Source organism: Nannocystis pusilla (assembly GCF_026626665.1).
Lineage (GTDB): Bacteria > Myxococcota_A > Polyangia > Nannocystales > Nannocystaceae > Nannocystis > Nannocystis pusilla.
On record NZ_JAPNKE010000002.1, the window covers coordinates 6,569,689 to 6,588,628 of the forward strand.

Consider the following 18,940-nt stretch of genomic DNA (forward strand, 5'->3'; position numbering starts at 1 on the left):
TTCGGACAGCCGAGCGCCGAGCCCGCGAGGCCTGCCCCTTCGGACAGGTCGAGCGACCTCAACCGCCCGGCGAGGCCGCGACGGGCAGGCCGATGGCGAGGGTCATGCCGCCGCCGGACGGCGACGGCTCGTGCCACAGCCGGCCCCCGTGGGCTTCGACGATGCTGCGGGCCACGAACAGCTCGGTCGTGGTCCGGCGGCGGGCCAGGGACGGTCGGCCGAGGTCGGCGATCACGTCGCTCATCCGCAGCACGACCTCGCCGCCGGTCACCTCGCCGCGCAGCGTCACCGCCCGGTCCCCGCCGGCGGCCCGCAGCGCCGACTGCAGCGCGCTCCCCATGGCCCGGACCAGGCGCTCGTGGTCGCCCAGCACCGACGCCCCGCCCAGCTGCAGCGATTGCTCGATCCGGACCTTTCGCGCCGACGCCGACGACGCCCGGCCCACCGCCTCCGTCACCAGCGCCACCACGTCGAGCGGCGTCCGCTCGAGCAGCTCCGGGCTCCCGCGCAGGTCCGCCACCTCGTGCAGCCCGCGCGTCACGTCCTGCAGGCGTTGCGACGCGCTCTGCAGCATCTCGCTCACCATCTCCTGCTCCGGCGAGCCGCCGCCGAGCCCGGTGAGGTAATCGCGGCACAGGCAGATGTTCATCAGCGGGTTGCTGATGTCGTGGGCCACCATCTCCAGCAGCTGCGCCTCGCGCTCGCGCAGCAGCGTCGCCGTGGCGGCCGCGTACTGGTAGTCGAGCAGCTCGTGCAGCGCCTCGCCGACCGCGCCCTCGCGGTCGGCCGGGTCGAGGTGGCCCGCGACGGCCCGGCGCAGCGCCGCGAACTCGCGGGCGAGCGCCTCGGGGCCGGCGTCCTCGCGCGCCCGGCCGGCTCCGTGCCCGCTGGCGGCGTCGGCCGGGGCCGCCTCGTCGGTCGCTTCCAGCAGCTCGGCCAGCTCTTCCACCAGCAGCTCGGCGCCGTCGAACAGCTCGACGAACGCGGGCAGGCGCTCGCGCAGGCGACGCGCGGCGTGGGCTCGAGACGAAGGGGGAGACTGCCGGTCCGGCATCGTCGGCCGCGCAATATGGCACAGACGCGACTGGCGCGTGAAGCTCCGCGCCGCCGTCCGCGCCGCGCACAGGCCGTCAATTCGCCCGCCCCGACGCGTCTGTGCGGGTGATTTTCGCGCGATCGTCGAGTTCGTCGCCGACTCACGTCGCGACGCGATCGTCTTCGACTGCGCCGATCCGCGAGAGCCCCACCTCCACGCCGCGCCGATCGCCCGCCTCGTCGTCTTCATCCGAGCATCGTCGTCATCCGCTGCCAACGCGCCGCGTTCGTCGCACATGTCCCAAAAGCCAGGCACTCCGACGTCCTCGGAGTGACCCCTGTCGCGGCGAAAACACGCCGAGGCCGGAGGGATCACCCGGCCGTCTCGCTGCAAACCGGCGGCGGCGCGTCGAGCTCGAGCGGCACGCCCAGCCGCGCCGCCAGCAGCGCGGCCGCGCCTCGTGCGGCCGCCTCGCGTGTCGGCTCGCCGCCCGGGTCCAGCTCCAGCGACCCGAGCTCGAGCGTCCGCGCGAACGTCCGCACCTCCAGCACGAGTGAGCGGACATCGCCGTGCCTCGTCATCTTCTCGGTGGTGCGCGCGACGATCGCCACCGGACCCAGCACCGGCTCGCTGATCACGCGCACCGCCCCGCGATAGACCAGCTCGAGCTCGCCGCGGACGACCACGATCCGTCGCGGCCCCTCGACGAGGAACAAGAACAGCACCACCCGCAGGATGATGTACAGGGTGACGCCATACGAGAGTCCCTGCAGCACCACGCCCAGCGAGTCGGCCCGCGTCAGCACCACGTACGCGATCAGCACTTCCAGACCGACCAGCAGCAGCACGGCCGAATAGAGGCCGACGCGCAGCGCCCACTCCGAGCGGCTCCGGCCGCGCGACAGCACCAGCCGCGTCCCGTCGTCGACCGCGACGACGAAGGGCCGAAACGGATCGCCTGCGGTCGCCTCGCTCAAGACCTCCACCATACCGCAGCCGAGCCCGCCGCAGCCGCGCGCAGACTCGCGCGCTCGTGCAGGTACCCACCACCGACGTCGTCGGCCACGCGTGCCGGCGCCCGCACGTCGGGCTCGCCGTCGTCGTGACGCTCGGCCCCGGCTGCGGGTCCGGCCGTAATCGTCTCGCCCGAGGTTGCAGGTACACCGGCCCCTCGCGCGATCGACCCCACGCACCTGGGCCCGCTGCGCGTGCGCTTGCGATCGTCGTGAGGGCGCGGCGATTGTGACAGCGGCCCCCGCATGTCCCTTCGGACACCTGGGCAAGCCTCGCCGACGTCCCCGTCGGAGCGCCGCGCTCCGGCCGCACGAGCTCGTTCGGCGCGGGAGCGGGTGCTCGGCCGGCGCTGCGTCCGCCCCGGCGCGCGCGCGGCATCAACGCCCGACGGCATGACCGGACTCAGCCACAGCGACGCGACGCGACCTCGCGACGCACATCGCACCGCAGCACCCGAAGCGTGGTTCGTCCACCGTTCACCGCGAGGGCTCGCGCGTGTGGGCGACGAACTCACGACGGCAGTCGACGACGTTGCGAGCCGACGCCGGACCTACGACACTGACGATCAGCATGCACGATCCCAGCAGTATGGATCAGCTCGAGCAGCTGGAGGCATCGCGCGCCCGTCTGGCCGCGATCGTCGACAACTCGCACGACGCCATCGTCAGCAAGACGCTCGACGGCATGATCACCTCGTGGAACTCGGCGGCCGAGCGGATCTTCGGATACACGGCCGCGGAGGCGATCGGCCAGCCGGTGACCCTCATCATCCCCGAGGACCGGATCGAAGAGGAGAAGATGGTGCTGTCCAAGCTCCGGGCCGGCCAGCTCGTCGAGCACTTCGAGACGGTGCGGCGGCGCAAGGACGGCCAGCTCGTCGCCATCTCGCTGACCATCTCGCCGATCAAGGACCGCACCGGCCGCATCATCGGCGCCTCGAAGATCGCCCGCGACATCACCGAGAACGCCCGCGCCGAGCGCGAGCGGGCCCAGCTCTTCCTCGACCTCCAGCGCGCCAACCAGGCCAAGGACGAATTCCTGGCCATGCTCGGCCACGAGCTGCGAAACCCGCTCAACGTCATCACCATGGCGCTCGACGTGCTCCAGCAGGAGCCGTCCGAGTCGGCGCGGGCGCGGGCCATCATCGCCCAGCAGGCCACGCACCTGAAGCACCTGGTCGACGACCTGCTCGAGGTCGGCCGCGTCGTGGCCGGCAAGATCCGCCTCGACCTCCAGACCGTCGACCTCGGCGAGCTCGCGCGCGAACACGTCGCCTCGCTGCGCAGCGCCGGCAAGTTCCTCCTTCACGGAGTCACCTGCGAGACCCGGCCCGCCCTGGTCCGGGCCGACCCGCAGCGGCTGCGGCAGATCCTCGACAACCTGATCGGCAACGCCCTCAAGTTCACCCCGACCGACGGCACGATCGCCGTCCACGTCGACGCCTCCGACGACATCGTCGCCCTCGAGGTCACCGACAGCGGCATCGGCATGAGCCCCGAGCTGCTGCGCAACGCCTTCGACCTGTTCGTCCAGGGCCACCGCGACGCCCACCGCGCCGAGGGCGGCCTCGGCCTCGGCCTCACCCTCGTGCGCCAGCTGGTCGAGCTCCACCACGGCTCGGTCGAGGCCTTCAGCCAGGGCGAGCACCAGGGCAGCCGCCTGCTGGTCCGCCTGCCGCGCTACACCGCCGGCCCGACCGCGCGCCCGGCCCCGAAGCTCGCGCGCACCAAGGTGCCGCCGCAGCGGATCGTCGTCGTCGAGGACAACAAGGACGGGCGCGAGATGCTGCGCAAGCTGCTGGAGCTGTCGGGCCACGAGGTGGAGGAGGCGGCCGACGGTCCGTCGGGGGTCGAGCGGATCTTGCATTCGCCCCGCGCATCGCGCTGATCGACATCGGCCTGCCGGGCTTCGACGGTCATGAAGTGGCGCGGCGGGTCCGCGCGCGCCAGTCGAGCGAGCGACCGCCGATCCTCGTCGCGCTCACCGGCTACGGGCTGGAGGCCGATCGCGAGGCCACCTACGCCGCCGGCTTCGACCACCACCTCACCAAGCCGGTCGGCCTCAAGGACCTGGCGAAGGTGTTCCACGCCCACGCCCACGACCTCGGCAGCGGATGAGCCCCGGCCGCGTCGGGCCGCCGCTCGCACGCGCCGGACTTTGGCCTCGAGCTCCGACGAACGCTCGCGGGCGCATGCCTCCCCGTGTCGCCGCCACTCGGCGGGCCTGCGAGGATCGCCGCCGCTTCACCCGTGATGCGTGGCGATGTCGCCGCCGGACCGCCCGCGAGGCTTTCCAACCTCGCCGCTCGCCAGCGTGAGCGAGGCGGCCACTCACATGTCCTCGAGGACAGCAGAACCGAGCTCGCCCCAGCGCACCACCGTGCCGTCCTCCGACGCGCTCCACAGCGCCCCGTCGGCCCACGTCAGCGCCAGCACCTCGTCGGTGTGGCCGTGGAGCGCCGCGACTTGCTCGCCGGTGGGCACGCGGTGCTGGGTGATCGCGCCCGAGTCGTAGCCGACGAACAGCCACTCCTCGGTGAGACACAGGCTGAGCGCCGCGCTCCGCTCGCCCGGCAGCTCCGGCGTCAGCTCGAGCACCGCCCCCGTGGCGACGCGGATCAGCCGCGGCCCGCCGAACGAGGCCACCGCCACGAACGCACCGTCGGGGCTGAGCGCCACTCCGCGCCCGCCCCTGGCGATCGGCGTCGACAGCAGCGCCTTCCCCTTGGGGATGCCGACCACCTCCAGCTGCTCGTCGGCCATCACCGCCGCCGCCGTGTCGGCCAGGGCCAGCCGCGGGAAGCGGCCCTTGAGCTTGACGTTCTTGGCCCACTTCGTCGCCCCGAACGCGCGCCATTGCCCGTGGCAGGTCGGCTCGGCGCGCAACTGGGCCGGATACGAGTGCGAGATGACGCCCCACGTCGCTCCGCCCGGCGCCACCGTCACCTCGCCGGCGGCCCGCTGGACCTCGACCGACTCGAGCGTTTCACCGGCCGCGTCGAGCACCGCGACCACGAGCGGCATCGACGGCCCCTGCTCGTGCAGCACCAGCAGGCGCTGCCCGTCGCGCGTGCGGGCCACGTCGCGGACGAGCGTGCGCGCCAGCGTCCGCGTCGCCCCGCTCGCCAGCTCGATCTCCTGCACCGAATCGATGTAGTTCGCCGACTGCGTGCGCTGCACCGTCAGCGCCCCGCCGTGCACCATCACGCGCCGCAGACCGCGGCTGTAGCCCGTCACTCTGGCGATCGGCTGCTCCGGGCGGTCCATCTGCCAGATCGTCACGCCGGCGTCGTGGAAGTCGATCGCCGCCGCGTGGGTCGCGCTGGAGGCCGCTGCCTGGCCGCGCCAGCCCGGATGCTCGCCGATCGTGCTCGGCTGCGTGACCGCGAAGACCGTGCTCTCGGCCGCGACGTCCCACACCTGCACGTCGCCCAGGCCGCCGTGAAACGTCAGCCGGCTGCGGTCGTGCGAGAGGTCCCGCTCCTGGCCGAGCCCAGCTCGCGGGCGTGGACGAACGCCCCGTCCTTGAAGCCGACGCGCTCCCCGCGGGTGCCGACCAGGCCGCCGTCGTCGGCCACGAACAACGGCTCGGGCGCGATGAAGAACGGGCTGTCGGCGCGCGGCTCGACCCGGCCGTCGGGGTGGACCACGAGCATCTTGTCGCCCTGCATGTACACCGCGCCGTCGCGGCGGACCGCCAGCGCGCCGGCGCGGTTCGCCTCCTGCGGCAGCTCGAGCTCGCGGAGCACCGCCCCCGTCCGCGCGTCGACGGTATAGAGCACGGGTGGCGGACCGCTGCGGCGCCAGTACACGCGCGCGCCGTCGGGTGCGAGCGCGCCGCAGAACTGGTAGCCGGCGATCGGCGCTGGCACCAATGAGACCACGCGCCCCGACCCCGGCCACACGCGCACGAGGGCGCGCCCTCGCGGCTCGCGGACCGCCGCCACCACCGATTCGCCGTCGGGGTGGGCCACCATCCATTCGACCCCGCCGATGCCCTCGACGGTCGCGCGCGGCGGGGAGGGGGCCGCGGGGTCGTGCAGGGTGATGCCCTGGCTCGAGCCGACGACGAGCGAGCCGTCGGCGAGGAACGCCAGCGCGTGCGGCTTGCCGGCGAACACCCGCAGCGCGGGGAGCGCGGCGCGGCGGCAAATTGGGCGATCGGAGCGGTGTTATGGGGGGTCCACGACATGGGGCGAGGCCGGAGGATATCAGCGCCCCGAGCGTGTTCGTTCGCGAACTTTCACGAGGGCGAGATCGTTCTGCCCGCGAGGTGCACTTCTATGGCGTGACGCCGACTCCAGGACGCGCGCTTCCTCGAGACGGGACCGACCGCGACCGGCCATGTTCGGTGGCTGCCGGTGTGAGCCCGGTTGCGAGGCAGCGACGAGCGGAGCGGCGCGGGCTTGCTACGCTGCGCGCCTGTCGATGACTGGTTCGAGCTCGTCGTCCGCAATGACTTGCCCATACCTCGGAGAAAATGATGCATAAGTCCGCCCGATTCATCACCCTGTTCTGCGCCGCGCTGCTCGGCGGTTGCTCCGACTCTGATTCAAAAGCCACCGGGACCCCGACGACGACGGACGACACGTCGACCTCGACCTCGACCTCGACCAGCGAATCCACCACCCTCGGCCCGACCTCCAGCGGGACGACCGGCAGCACCACGGTCGACGACCCGACGAGCAGCGTGACCGACGGCGAGGCGTCGATGTGCGATCCGTGGCAGCAGGACTGCCCGGACGGCTACAAGTGCATGGCCTTCGCGCCCGAGGGCGAGCCCGCGTTCACCGGCAACAAGTGTACCCCGGTCGTCGAGAACCCCGGCAAGGTCGGCGACCCCTGCAAGGTCGAGGACGGCTGGTGGAGCGGCGTCGACGACTGTGACTACGGCCTGGCCTGCTGGAACATCAACCACGCCGACAACACCGGCCAATGTGTGGCCCTGTGCACCGGCAACGAGGACGCCTACGACTGCCCGGGCTCGGCCGACATCTGCGTGTTCTGGATCCCCGGCATCGCGCACGTGTGCCTGCAGGGCTGCGACCCGCTGCTGCAGGACTGCCCGACCGGCCAGGGCTGCTTGCCCGACTGGGCCAGCAACGGCCAGCGGTTCGTGTGCCTGGCCGAGTACTCGTTCGAAGAGGGCCAGGAGTTCGACCCGTGCCAGTTCAGCAACGTGTGCGACCCGGGCCTCCTGTGCTGGGGCTCGGAGTCGGCGCTCGAGTGCGATCAGGACATCAGCGCCTGCTGCCTCTCGTTCTGCGACATCTCCGATCCGCAGTGCACCGGCCAGGGCGCCGAGTGCGTGTCGTTCTACGAGGGCGTCGGCGGCGAGCCCCCGCCGGCCTTCGCCGACGTCGGGATCTGCGTGATCCCGGGCTGAGCGACCGCGGGTGAATCATCGCATGTCTCATGGAACATGCTCCGTGAGACATGCGGGCCCGCGCGGGCCGCTCGGCGCGCCTCACTGTCGGCGGCGCCGCAGCACCAGGCCGAGCAGCATCAGCCAGGCCGCGGAGCGGCCGTCGCCGTCGCTGCGGCAGCCGCAGCCGCCCTCGTCGTCGGTCGAGCTCGAGGTGGTCGCGCCGCCGGCCGAGGTCGTGTCGGAGCCTCCGCCCGGCTCGCCGCCCGTCGCCGCGGTGGTCGAGCCGGCGCCGCCGGTCGGATCGGCGCCGGTCGGATCGTCTCCTGTCGTGTCACCGCCGGTCGCGTCGCCGCTCGTCGCGTCGCCCGTCTCGCTGCCGGTGCTCTCGCTGCCGGTCGTGTCCTGACCGGGCTCGGTGACCGCGGGATCGAGGTCGTCCGGGTCGTCGCCGTCGCACGACGCGTTGCTGACGCCGTCGCCGTCGACGTCGCAGGCGAACGCCGGCAGGTTGGCGAAGAACGGGATGTTCGTCAGCTCCGGCGAGCAGATCGCGGTGTTGATCGGGTTCGAGTCGGCGAGCAGGATCACGTTGCGCTCGACGCCGAGGAACGGCTCGTTGTCCGGCGTCTCCACCACCACCTGCGTCGCCGGCCCCGGGATCACGTGGTCGGGCGCGGACGAGTGGAACACCGTGAGCCCCGTCGTCAGCGGGTGCGGGTGGAAGATCGCCGCGTCGGAGCAGCCGTACGACCCGCCGGTGGTGAAGCGGGCCTCGACGCCGAGCTCCGGCAGGAGCGCGTTGAACACCCCGGACGGCTCGGGCGAGTAGCCGTCGTAGTCGGACACCAGCACGAGCGCACCGCCGCGGTCGACGAACTCGACCAGCGCGCTGGCCTCCGCCGGGCCCGGCGCAGTCGCGGGCAGCACGACGATCACGAGGTTGTACGGCGACAGGTCGGCCGGCAGCGCCAGCGCGCGCTCGACCGGGCTCGCCCCGCCCGAGGCCAGGCCCTGCTCGAACGCCTCGTAGTCGAAGCCCCAGTAATCGCCGTCCCAGATGAACGCACCGCGGTCGGCGGCCTGCGCCTCCGCCACGGACAGCAGGACCGTGGTCGACGTGAGGAGCGCCAGAGTCCGCGAGGTCGCGCGCATTCGCATGAGGGGCGTCTAACCCAGACGGCCGCGGACATCAAGCCCGGGGCGCAGAGTGCCCGACCTCCGGCCGCAGACCGTCGCGATTGTCGGCAGTCGGACGAGAATCACCGGGTCGGCACCGACTCTCCCGCTCCGCGACCGCGCGCCAGCCTGACGATGGAAGACCTTCGCCGACGCTGAATCGGAGCTCATCGACCCCGCCGCGCTCGCGCCCCACGGACCCTTCGACTCCGCGCAGATGGCCGATCCGTACCCGTTCTACGCCGCGGCACCGCGGCCTTCTTCGACGCCCCGCGCCACCGGACGAGGTTCACGCCCCTGGCCTGCGATCCGGACGGCGCGTGCATCATCGCCGGCTCCGGCTCAGCCGCGCGAGCCCGTCCCGGTCGCGCGCAACGGCGCCGAGCCCGGCTCGTTCGCCGCCGCCTCCGCGAGCGACAGGTACCCCTCGGGCGCCAGGCTGGTCGCCAGCATGACCTCGTTGATGTCGCGATGAGCCAGCCAGGTCTGGCTGCGGCGGTGCTCCGCCTGCGACCAGAACGACTCGATCACCTCGACCCATGGCAAGAACGTCGCCAGCCGCTCGACATCGCGGCGGGCCGCCGGCATCGCCGCGTAGGGGCCCGGCTCGCGGCGCACCGCGGCCGCGAGCCGCTCGATCGCGTGGAGGCCGATCGCCAGACCCAGCTCGCGGAACGCCAGGCGGCGGTTCGCCGGCTGCTCCAGTGGCCCCGGGCGCAAATACGCGGACGCGCCGGCGCTGGCGGCCGCGAGCACCGGGGCCAGCAGCGCCTCGCCGCCGGCGCCGCGGCGCATCAATTGGTCGAGGCGATACGCGTCGCTCATGAGCCCGCCGAGCCCCAGCGGATCGTCGGTGGCCCAGTCGCGGTGCTCGGCGATCGCGGTCATCTCTGCGACTTCGGTCGCGAGGTCGGGGCCTTCGGCCGCCTCGCCGCGCCCGTCGCGGAGCTGCAGATACGTGACGAGCCCGTCGAGCGGGTCGTGGTGGCCCATCGAAGGCACGAGCGGACGACTGAGGTCGATGCTCATCTTCCAGTGCATCCGCTTGCGCGCCCGGGCCGCGGCGCGTACGTGAAGCCGGCGTGGGCCGCCGCCGCCAGCTCGCGCGCCAGCCCGTTGCCGACGCGGTCGCCGGTGACGCGGGACAGCCGATCGAGCGCGTGCATCCACTTCGTCAGGTAATGATAGTACTGCCCGTCGCGCTCCCACTCGAGGTCCGGGTCGAACGGCTCGTCGGGCCCGCGCTCGGGCAGCGGCTTGCCGATCCGCAGCCCCCCGCGCGTCGGGTGGGCTTCACCTGCCTCGGGGGACAGGCCGCTGATCCACCGCCCCGCCCGTGGGTCGTCCGGTCGGTGGCGCCCGAGCACGTGATGGACCTGGTCGACCAGCCTCACCGCGACGTCGTAGAGCGGCGCCGAGCCCCACGCCTGGGCCAGCCCGAGCAGGTTGCAGACCGCGAACGCGTCGGTCCACAAATAGCGCCGCGGCGGCCGGTCCGACGTGAGCCCCGTGCGCGCCGCGAATTGCAGCATCAGCTCGACCGCCGCCTCCTGTCTGTCGGGTCCGCTCACCGCTCGTCCCTCGCTCTCATGTCGATGCACGCAGACCGGCGATGCTTGCAACCTCAGGCGGGCCGTCGCGCCGCCTTCGCGCGCGCGACGGCGAATCATTCCCGGCCCCGCGCCGCCCCGCGCCTCCGCGTGCGCTGCGCCAGAGCCACGCCGCGCGCTTGCTCCTGGCCGATGTCGCCCGCCCGTGTGGCCATTCATCCCTGCACGAGGTCGCCGACGACTCCCGTCGATGCGTCGCTCGCCGGCGATCCTTCGCCGCCTCGATCGGCCGAGCCTGGTCGCCGCAGGCAGATCGATCTGCCACCACGGCTCGGTGCGCTCGACCGCTGCGCGACCGCGGGTATGTTCGCGGTGTCATGGACACCCGCGACGAGTGGATCGATCTGCAGCTGGCCGGCCGGGGCATCACCGACGAACGCGTGCTCGAGGCCTTTCGCAGCGTCCCCCGCGCCGAGTTCGTCCCGGAGGAGCTCGCCGACCTCGCGCACGAGGACGCCCCGCTGCCGATCGGCGGCGGACAGACCATCTCCCAGCCGTTCATCGTCGCCCTGACTCTGGAGGCGCTCGCGCTGCGCGGTGACGAGCGCGTGCTCGAGGTCGGCACCGGCTCCGGCTACGCGGCCGCGGTCGCCAGCCACCTCGCCGGCGAGGTCTTCACCGTCGAGCGGCTCGAGTCGCTCGCCGACGACGCGAGCAAGCGCCTCGCACGGCTCGGCTTCACCAACGTCCACGTCCGCTGCGGCGACGGCACTCTCGGGTGGCGCGAGCACGCCCCGTACGACGCGATCGCCGTGGCCGCCGGCGGCCCCGCCGTCCCGCAGGCGCTGCTCGATCAGCTCGCCCCCGGCGGTCGACTGGTCATGCCGGTGGGCGCGGGCGCGGACTCGCAGACGCTCGTGCGCATCACCCGGGACGCCGACGGCCGCCTGCGCGAGGACTCGCTCGGCCCGGTGCGCTTCGTGCCGCTCATCGGCGAGCAGGGCTGGCCCGACGAGAGCGGCCTCGTGCGCGCGCCGGCGCGGGAGGACGACCGCGCGGTGCCCATGCTGATCCGCGAGTGCGGCGAGCCGCTGCGCGACCTCGACGACCACGCCCTCGACGCCCTGATCGAGCGCATCGGCGACGCCCGCCTGGTGCTCCTGGGCGAGGCCACGCACGGCACCAGCGAGTTCTATCGCCTGCGCGCGCGGCTGTCGCGGGCGCTCATCGAGCGCTGCGGCTTCGACTTCGTCGCGGTCGAGGCCGACTGGCCCGACGCCATGCGGATCCACCGCTACGTCACCGACGCGCCGCGCTCGCGCGTCGAGTTCGCCCCCTTCTCGCGCTTCCCGACCTGGATGTGGCGCAACGAGGAGGTCAGCGAGTTCGTCGAGTGGCTGCGCGCGCACAACCTCGGCCGCCCCGAGCGCGCGCGGCGGGCCGGCTTCTACGGGCTCGACCTCTACAGCATGTTCACGTCGATCGCCCACGTGCTCGCCTACCTCGACGAGGTCGACCCCGACGCCGCCCGGGTGGCCCGCGCCCGCTACGGCATGCTGACCCCGTGGCAGCAGGACCCTGCCGCCTACGGCCAGGCCGTGCTCGTCGGCCGCTACGCCAGCTCGGAGGCGGCGGTGGTGGCCATGCTCCGCGACATGCTCGAGCGGCGCCTCGACTACGCCGGCCAGGACGGCGAGGCCTTCTTCGACGCCGCCCAGAACGCCCACGTCGTGACCAACGCCGAACGCTACTACCGCGCCATGTACTACGGCTCCGCCGCCTCGTGGAACCTGCGCGACACCCACATGTTCCACACCTTGCAGGCCCTCCTCGGCTACCACGGGCCCGACGCCCGCGGCATCGTCTGGGAGCACAACTCGCACCTCGGCAACGCCGAGGCCACCGAGATGAGCGTCCGCGGCGAGCTCAACGTCGGCCAGCGTGCCGCGAGCAGTTCGGCGACGCGGTCTACGCCGTCGGCTTCGGCACCGACCACGGCACCGTCGCCGCCGCCTCCGACTGGGGCGGCCCGATGCAGCGCATGCGCGTGCGCCCGTCCCTGCCCGGCAGCTACGAGCGGCTGTGCCACGACGCCCGGGTGCCCGCGTTCCTCCTGCCCCTCCGCACCCCGCGGCGGCCCGAGCTCCGCGACGAGCTGATGCAGCCGCGGCTCGAGCGGGCCATCGGCGTGATCTACCGCCCCGACTCCGAGCGCATGAGCCACTACTTCCACGCCAGCCTCCCGCTGCAGTTCGACGAGTACGTGTGGTTCGACGAGACCCACGCCGTCGAGCCGCTCCAGGCCCCGCGCCGCCCGAGCCCCGAGCTGCCCGAGACCTACCCCTTCGGCCTGTGACATATGATCATATGTCCGCTTGGACATATGATCATACCGACCACCCTCACTCCGCGACCCGCGCCCGCGCGAGCAAGGCCCGGGCCTGCAGCCACGGGGCGTGCTCGGGCTCGGCGGTCGTGGCGTAGATCGACTCCGCCCGGCTCGCCCACTGCGCGGCCTCGTCGAGCCGACCGCGAGCGAGCGCGAGTTCGCCGAGAGCGAGCATGGCGTCGGCGAGCTCGAGGTTCTGCGGCGACAGCACCGCCTCGAAGTCCGCGAGCGCCGCCCGCAGCTCGCTCTCGGCGACCTCGTGCTCGCCGAGCTGCCCGCGCAGCCGGCCCAGCTCGAGCGAGAGCCGCCCCCGGCGCGCGACGTGGACCGGATCGTCCGACTCGACCAGCACCGACCGCGCCTGCTCGAGCGGCACCAGAGCCTCGCGCAGCCGGCCGAGCGACGCGAGCGCTTGCCCGTGCCCGGAGAAGACCTCGTAATACGTCAGACCGCGGAGGTCCGTGTGCTCGTCGATCCCGGCGAGCGCCTGGTCGCGCGCCTTCTCCATCGCCGGGACGTCCCCCGCCACCGCCGCCGCGCGCATCAACACGGCCCACTCGCGGCTCGAAAAGCTCTCGGGGCTCGTCCGCTGCGCGGCAAGGAAGTGCTGCAGCGCCGCGCGGCCGTCGCTCAGGGCGAGCTCCGCCTGGCCGAGCCCGAGCAAGACAGTCAATCGCGTGACCTTGTTCTCCCCCTCGCCGACGCGAGCCTCCAGCTCGCGCATCCGCGCCAGCGCCTCACGGGTCCGGCCGAGGCCCGTCAACGCGTAGGCGAGCGTGCTCTCGTACATCGTGCGGTCGGGGTGATTCGGGCCGGACAATCGCTCCGAGAGCTCGAGCACCCGGCGAAACCTCTCCGCCGCCGCCTCGTAGTGCCCGACGATCAGCAGCTGCGCGCCGAGATTGAACAAGATGCCGATGCCCAGCGGCGTCGCCAGCCGGCCATGCGCCTCGCGCAGCGCGACGGCCTCCTCCCACCTCGCCCCGGCGGTGGTCCAGTTCCCGGCCTGGGCATGAATGGCCCCGGCGACGTTGAGGAATTCGCCGTAGATCTCGACGTCCTCCGCCACCCTTCGGTTCAGCGCCGCGATCAATCGCAGCTCGTCCCGGGCCTGGTCGGGTCGCGCCAATTGATAGGCCAGGAGGTGTCCGCGCCGCGAGCTCGTCAGCGCCGCCACGCCCGCGTGACCCGACCCGATCGCCGTCGCCAGCGCCTCGTCGAACGACCGCAGCGCCGCGGCCGCAGCCCCGTCGCGGACCTGGAGGCTCCCCTTGCGCAGATGGGCCTCGGCGAGCAGCGGCTCGTACTTCGTCGCCTCCGCGTCGGCGAACACGCTCTCGACCAGCTGCAACCCGAGGCGGGTCTGCCCCGTGTGCTCGTGGACCTCGGCGCGCGCGAGCGTCTCGCGGTGCTGCTGGACCCGCGCCCGCACCAGTGAATCCGTGGGCGGCGGGATCGCGGCGGTCAGCGCCCCGGTGTCGGCACAGGCAACCAGCGGCGGCAGCCCGCCGACCGTCTGGACCAGGTCGTCGAGGTTGGTCGCTTCGGCGAGCGCGAAGGCGTCGACGGTCGCGTCGAGGGCGGCCCGTCGCTGGTCGAGGCACGAGGTCTGCAGATCGAACAAGTGCGCCGTCTGCCGCCCTTCGGCGTGCGCACGACAGGCGTCGTTCCGCAGCTGCACCCAGGTGGTCGCGTAACGCTCGAGCTGCGGCTCGATGGCGGCCAAGATCTCCTCTGCCCGCGCCGGCGCCTTCGTCCGCACCGCGGCGCCGACCTCCGCCGCGCGCTCGCCGTCCCACACGCCCGCGAGCTCCGGGCGCGCGTCCGGGCACTGCGCGACGCCGGGGCTCCCCACGGTAGCGATCACTCCGCCCGCGCCGGCGAGCACGGCGGTCGCGGCCAGCGCAGCGACGCGGCGGTAGAGCGCCCCGGGCTCGCGCTCGAGCTCCGCCAGCAGCTCCGTCATCGACGCGAAGCGTGCCCTCGGATCGGCCATCAGGCCGCGCCGCAGCGCCTTGAACACCCGCGCCGGCACCGGGCTGCCGGCCGGCGGTGGCGTGACGCGGCCCCGCACCACGTCCTCGCGCAGCGCCTGGAACGATTCGGTGGAGAACGGCCAATCGCCGTACAGGCTCTGGTACAGCGAGACGCAAAAGCTGAACTGATCGCTCTCGGCGCTCGCGCGCAGCCCCAGGTGCTGCTCCGGCGACATATAACCCGGAGTCCCGAGGATGACACCCGTGCGCGTCAGTGGCCGCAGCAGCAGCGCGCCCTCCAGGCTCGCCTGCGCCCCGCTCGGCAGCTCTTCACCCAGGTCGTCGTCGTGCAGGCGGGCGAGGCCGAAGTCGAGGACCTTGACCTGTCCGTCCTCGCCGATCATCGCGTTCTGCGGCTTGAAGTCGCGATGCACGAGCCCGGCCCGGTGCGCCGCCTCGAGGCCGCGGCCCGCCTGCACGAACGCGGCCAAGATCTGCCGCCACGACGGCGACCTCTGGACCCACGCGTCCAGCGTCTGGCCGCGGACGAACTCCATCGCCACGTAGACCATGTCGTCGACCTGTCCGACCTCGTGGACGGTGACGATGTTGGGGTGCGACAGCCGGGCCATCGCCTGGGCCTCGCGCAGCAGCCGTCGCCGCGCGTTCTCCTGCTCGCGGACGACCTCGCGGTGCAACACCTTGACGGCGACCTTGCGGTCGAGCTGGTCGTCGTAGCAGGCGTACACGACCCCCATGCCGCCGTGACCGACGAGCCCCAGCACGTTGAACCGCCCGAGCCGCACCGGCTGCGCGCGGCGGGGAACAGCGCCCGCTTCACCAGCTGCTTGCCGAGTGGGTCGCCTGCATCGGGAGGCGGCACCGCCATCGGCGTCGCCCGGTCGCGATCGGAGTCATCCACCCGCCCGGAGGCGGGAGTCACCCCGGCCGCGTCGGAGCGCGCGGTCGCTGCGAGAGAAGACGGCCCGAGGTCGAGCGGCATGGCGGCCTGCTCACCTGCCAGTGATCCCGCGGGGGAATCCATTGCGCGTCGCCCGAGGAGCTATTGGCCGGACCTTCGTCCATCCGTGACATCCATCGCGTGGGCTCGATCTTATACGGGATACCACGCCGCCGCGTGATGTCTGAACCGGGTCCGTGCCACGGGGCGGAATTGCTCACATTGCCCGCCTATGCTCCTTCCTCACGGGGGGGCCGCATCGGGTGATGGCCGAGCGCGGCCCGCGACTCGCTCGTGGCGAAGCCGCCCAGGTGCGAGAGAGACTCGGATCCGGCCGAAATGGATCTGGACCAATCGATACTACCCACATAAACACCAAACCACCGTGAGCTCCGGACCGACCCGGAGCCCTGACTTCCGAGACGAGAACGACCCTTATGCGCTCCTCGACGAAAGCCCTCCTCGCCCTGAACATCTCCCTCGCGGCCGCCGCCGGCGCCTGCGACGACGGCCTCGCGGCAGACAACGGCGGCGGTTGGGCGGACGACCCGGTCGCCTTCCGCGAGTGCCTCCCCCCGGATGCACCACCAACTCGCCGTTCGTCGGCGACTACCCGTTCTCCAACATCCGCACCAAGCAGATTTCCCCGGCCAGCACCCCGGTCGACGGTGTCCTGGCCTCCGCGTCCTGGGGCGCGGGGAACTTCCAGCGCGCCGACAACACCTGGATGACCTTCGACTTCCTGGTCCCGACGGAGGAGGGCCGCCTCTACGCGTACAACTCGGCCACCAATACGCGAGAGTTCATCGACCAGGGGCAGCAGGCGTTCTTTGCGGTCACGATCACCGATTCTTCCGTCAACCCCACGACGACGAAGACCTATCAGATGTGGATCAAGGACGTCACGACGGCCTACCCCACGCCGAGCTTTACCGCGTGGAAGTACACGATCGGCACCAAGGCGGCGCCGCCGGCGGTCGACTTCCCGTCGTTGGGCAGCCCGAGCTCCACCCCGCCGCTGACCCCCTGGGGCGGCACGTACTATTCGATCTGCCCCGTCTCCGACGAGGAGAGCGGCGAGGCGCTCATCCTCCAGTCCGCCAAGCTCGTGTTCGACGGCGACGCCGCCTGGCTCGAGAACGGCTACGGGTGGGGCCCGGAGAACGCCGAGGTCTCGTCCCACGCGGTGATCGCCTGCCAGGGGCACGCCTTCTCCAAGCCGCAGGAGCTTCTGGGCGTCGCCCCCAATCTGTACGACAGCACGGCGCACTACGCCGCGCGGCGCTACGGCCTCGCCAACTACAACGCCCTCGCCAACGCCTACCGGGCCTTCTACGCCGGCGAGCCGCGGACCGAGCTCGGCACGCCCGTGTTCTTCAAGGACTTCGCCCACAGCACCCCGTGGTTCGACCAGACCACCAGCGCCTATCTCCCCTCGTTGCCGCCCGCCGTCGGCTCCTGGCGGTTCGTCCTCGAGTCCGTCTACAAGGACGTCGATTCAGTCGGCAACCCGCTCGGCGCAAGTGCTATTACACCGACGTCAACTCCCCGAGCGGCGCCCACCGCCTCTACAACCCGCCCGCCGGCAACGTCAACCTCCCCGGCTGGAGCAGCATGACCAGCTGCGGCGCCACTCAGAGCAGCTGGGACGACTTCGGCCCCGTCGGCGCCTTCGTCCTCAAGAACATCCCCTGAGGTCCGTCCTTCGCTCGCTCCCCGGCACCGATCGCGCGAGACGCGATCTCGCGTCGTCAGGGAGCGATGACCCAGCTCCTCGTCCGTCCGTGCCGCCTATCCTGTGAGTTCGATCTTGTCTGCGGCGCCGCGACACGCGTCTCGTCCGAACCGAGTCCGACTCCGCCGCGCGACGGCTCACGCCGCGCGGTGATTTCTTCTGCACACGGAGACGGCCATCGCGTGAAGGCCGAGCGCGCCACCGCGACTGTCTCGCCCGCGAGCGGTCGAGTGACAGAAAGCTTGGTGGCCGGGCACAAATGGTCTGGACCAAGTCGCACTGCCCACATAAACCACATCGCCACCATGGCCTCGCCCGTCCGTGGCCGAACTGGAACCCAGAGAAGAGACGACCTTCATGCGCTCCTCGACCCATACCTTCCTTACCCTGAATTTCTCCCTCGCAGCCGTGGCCGGCGCCGCTTGTGATGACGGCCTCGCGGCGGACGACGTCGGCGGCTGGACCGACGACGCCGTCGCCTTCCGCGAGTGCCTCCCCCCGGATGCACCACCAACTCGCCGTTCGTCGGTGACTTCCCGTTCTCCAACATCCGAACCAAGCGGAACTCCTCGGCGGACATGCCGGTCGTCGGCGTCTCCGCCTATTCGCAGTGGAACCAGGGGACCTTCCAAAGGGCCGACTACAGCTGGATGACCTTCGATTTCCTGGTACCGACGGCGGAGGGCCGGCTGTACGCCTACGATTCCGCGACCAACACCGCGGAAGCCATCGACGAGGGGCGACAGGCGTTCTTCGCCGTGTCGATCTACGATTACTCGGTAAGTCCACCGACGGAGGAAATCATTCCGCTGTGGATCAAAGACGTCACGACGAGCTCCCCCGCGCCGGGCTTCGACGCGTGGAAGTACACCATCGCCGCCAAGGCGACGCCGCCGTCGAGCGACTTCCCGTCGGTGGGCAGCCCGTCGGGCCTCCCGCCCACGACCGGCCTGAGCCCGTGGAGCGGCATCTACCACTCGATCTGCCCCGCCTCCGACGACGAGAGCAGCGAGGCGCTCATCCTCCAGTACTCCGAGCTCAAGTTCGACGGCGACGCCGCCTGGCTCGAGGACGGCTTCGGGCTCGGCCCGGTCAACCTCGAGATCCCCTCCACCTCGGTGATCGCCTGCCAGGGCCACGCCTTCTCCAAGCCGCAGGAGTTCCTGGGCATCACCCCCAACTCCTACCTCGACGCCAACAACCCCGGCGAGCGCAGCTACGGCCTCGACAACTACAACGCCGTCGCCAACGCCTACCGCGCCTTCTACGACGGCGAATCCCGCACCGTCCTCGGCACTCCCGTCCATTTCAAGGACCTGCGGCACAACCCGCCGTGGTTCGACCAGACCACCAGCGCCTATCTCCCCCGTCCCCGATCGTCGGCAGCTATAAGTTCATCCTCGAGTCCGTCTACGACGACGTCGATTCGCTCGGCGACTCCCTCGGCGCCACTTGCTATTACACCGACGCCGACTTCCCCGCCGGCGCTCATCGCCTGTACGACCCGCCCGGCGGCAACGCCAACCTCCCCGGCTGGAGCAGCATGCCCAGCTGCGGCGCCACCCAGAGCAACTGGGACGACTTCGGCCCCATCGGCGCCTTCGTCCTCAAGCACGTCCTCCCGGGCAGCGGCAGCAGCTCCTAGCCTCCGCCTGGCACTGCCCCTCGTGAGGGCGCGCCGCTGCACCTGCGCACGGCGCGTCCTCGCGCGAATCGCAACGGTCGTACCGAGATGA

At 71.9% G+C, this 18,940-nt stretch carries 13 protein-coding genes and 1 pseudogene; 6 read left to right on the forward strand and 8 right to left on the reverse strand.

Annotated elements, in window-relative coordinates:
- Positions 1–58 precede the first annotated feature (58 nt).
- Entirely contained in the window at positions 59–1,054 is a 996-nt protein-coding gene (locus tag OV079_RS28985; RefSeq protein WP_267772195.1) for a sensor histidine kinase, read from the reverse strand.
- Between the two features lie 353 nt (positions 1,055–1,407).
- On the reverse strand, positions 1,408–2,013 hold the full coding sequence (locus OV079_RS28990) for a hypothetical protein (RefSeq protein WP_267772196.1): 606 nt from the start codon (positions 2,011–2,013) through the stop codon (positions 1,408–1,410).
- A gap of 625 nt (positions 2,014–2,638) precedes the next feature.
- On the opposite strand from OV079_RS28990, the gene OV079_RS28995 reads away from it, so the two are divergent.
- Both OV079_RS28995 and OV079_RS29000 read left to right on the forward strand, forming a co-directional pair.
- A complete protein-coding gene (locus OV079_RS28995; protein ID WP_267772197.1) occupies positions 2,639–3,937 on the forward strand; it encodes a hybrid sensor histidine kinase/response regulator in 1,299 nt (432 codons plus the stop codon).
- 35 nt (positions 3,938–3,972) lie between these two features.
- On the forward strand, positions 3,973–4,167 hold the full coding sequence (locus OV079_RS29000) for a response regulator (RefSeq protein ID WP_267772198.1): 195 nt from the start codon (positions 3,973–3,975) through the stop codon (positions 4,165–4,167).
- Between the two features lie 213 nt (positions 4,168–4,380).
- Here the strand turns inward: OV079_RS29000 and OV079_RS29005 are convergent, their stop codons facing one another.
- Together OV079_RS29005 and OV079_RS29010 are read right to left on the reverse strand one after the other, a co-directional pair.
- Positions 4,381–5,475: a WD40 repeat domain-containing protein gene (locus tag OV079_RS29005; protein ID WP_267772199.1), complete on the reverse strand. Its 1,095-nt coding sequence runs from the start codon at positions 5,473–5,475 to the stop codon at positions 4,381–4,383.
- Between the two features lie 23 nt (positions 5,476–5,498).
- Positions 5,499–6,170, reverse strand: a complete 672-nt coding sequence (locus OV079_RS29010) for a hypothetical protein (protein WP_267772200.1) — start codon at positions 6,168–6,170, stop codon at positions 5,499–5,501.
- A 359-nt stretch (positions 6,171–6,529) separates the two neighbouring features.
- Here OV079_RS29010 and OV079_RS29015 point away from each other — a divergent pair, with 359 nt between their 5' ends.
- Positions 6,530–7,435: a ribulose phosphate epimerase gene (locus OV079_RS29015; RefSeq protein ID WP_267772201.1), complete on the forward strand. Its 906-nt coding sequence runs from the start codon at positions 6,530–6,532 to the stop codon at positions 7,433–7,435.
- Positions 7,436–7,516: 81 nt separating this feature from the next.
- Here OV079_RS29015 and OV079_RS29020 read toward each other — a convergent pair whose 3' ends face one another.
- The 3 genes from OV079_RS29020 to OV079_RS29030 all read right to left on the reverse strand — a co-directional run bounded on the left by OV079_RS29020 (position 7,517) and on the right by OV079_RS29030 (position 10,164).
- Positions 7,517–8,575, reverse strand: coding sequence for a DUF4350 domain-containing protein (locus tag OV079_RS29020; RefSeq protein WP_267772202.1), 1,059 nt, complete (start codon positions 8,573–8,575; stop codon positions 7,517–7,519).
- 360 nt (positions 8,576–8,935) lie between these two features.
- Complete coding sequence (locus OV079_RS29025) at positions 8,936–9,622, reverse strand: hypothetical protein (RefSeq protein ID WP_267772203.1); 687 nt, start codon at positions 9,620–9,622, stop codon at positions 8,936–8,938.
- Positions 9,619–10,164, reverse strand: a complete 546-nt coding sequence (locus OV079_RS29030) for a hypothetical protein (RefSeq protein WP_267772204.1) — start codon at positions 10,162–10,164, stop codon at positions 9,619–9,621. Before OV079_RS29030 ends, OV079_RS29025 begins: the two co-directional genes overlap by 4 nt.
- A 356-nt stretch (positions 10,165–10,520) precedes the next feature.
- On the opposite strand from OV079_RS29030, the pseudogene OV079_RS54520 reads away from it, so the two are divergent.
- Positions 10,521–12,499, forward strand: a pseudogene (locus OV079_RS54520) (protein-L-isoaspartate(D-aspartate) O-methyltransferase).
- Between the two features lie 46 nt (positions 12,500–12,545).
- Here OV079_RS54520 and OV079_RS29045 read toward each other — a convergent pair.
- Positions 12,546–15,314 (reverse strand): protein kinase domain-containing protein, encoded by a 2,769-nt coding sequence (locus OV079_RS29045; RefSeq protein WP_267772205.1) that lies wholly within the window; start codon positions 15,312–15,314, stop codon positions 12,546–12,548.
- Between the two features lie 720 nt (positions 15,315–16,034).
- On the opposite strand from OV079_RS29045, the gene OV079_RS29050 reads away from it, so the two are divergent.
- Positions 16,035–17,087 (forward strand): hypothetical protein, encoded by a 1,053-nt coding sequence (locus OV079_RS29050; protein ID WP_267772206.1) that lies wholly within the window; start codon positions 16,035–16,037, stop codon positions 17,085–17,087.
- Between the two features lie 605 nt (positions 17,088–17,692).
- Entirely contained in the window at positions 17,693–18,940 is a 1,248-nt protein-coding gene (locus tag OV079_RS29055) for a hypothetical protein (RefSeq protein WP_267772207.1), read from the forward strand.

What these genes read in the sequence shown, in the direction of transcription:
- OV079_RS28995 (WP_267772197.1), top strand. Translation starts at nt 2,639, where the DNA reads ATGGATCAGCTCGAGCAGCTGGAGGCATCGCGCGCCCGTCTGGCCGCG.
- OV079_RS29015 (WP_267772201.1), top strand. Translation starts at nt 6,530, where the DNA reads ATGATGCATAAGTCCGCCCGATTCATCACCCTGTTCTGCGCCGCGCTG.
- OV079_RS29025 (WP_267772203.1), bottom strand. Translation starts at nt 9,622, where the DNA reads ATGAGCATCGACCTCAGTCGTCCGCTCGTGCCTTCGATGGGCCACCAC.
- OV079_RS28985 (WP_267772195.1), bottom strand. Translation starts at nt 1,054, where the DNA reads ATGCCGGACCGGCAGTCTCCCCCTTCGTCTCGAGCCCACGCCGCGCGT.
- OV079_RS29020 (WP_267772202.1), bottom strand. Translation starts at nt 8,575, where the DNA reads ATGCGAATGCGCGCGACCTCGCGGACTCTGGCGCTCCTCACGTCGACC.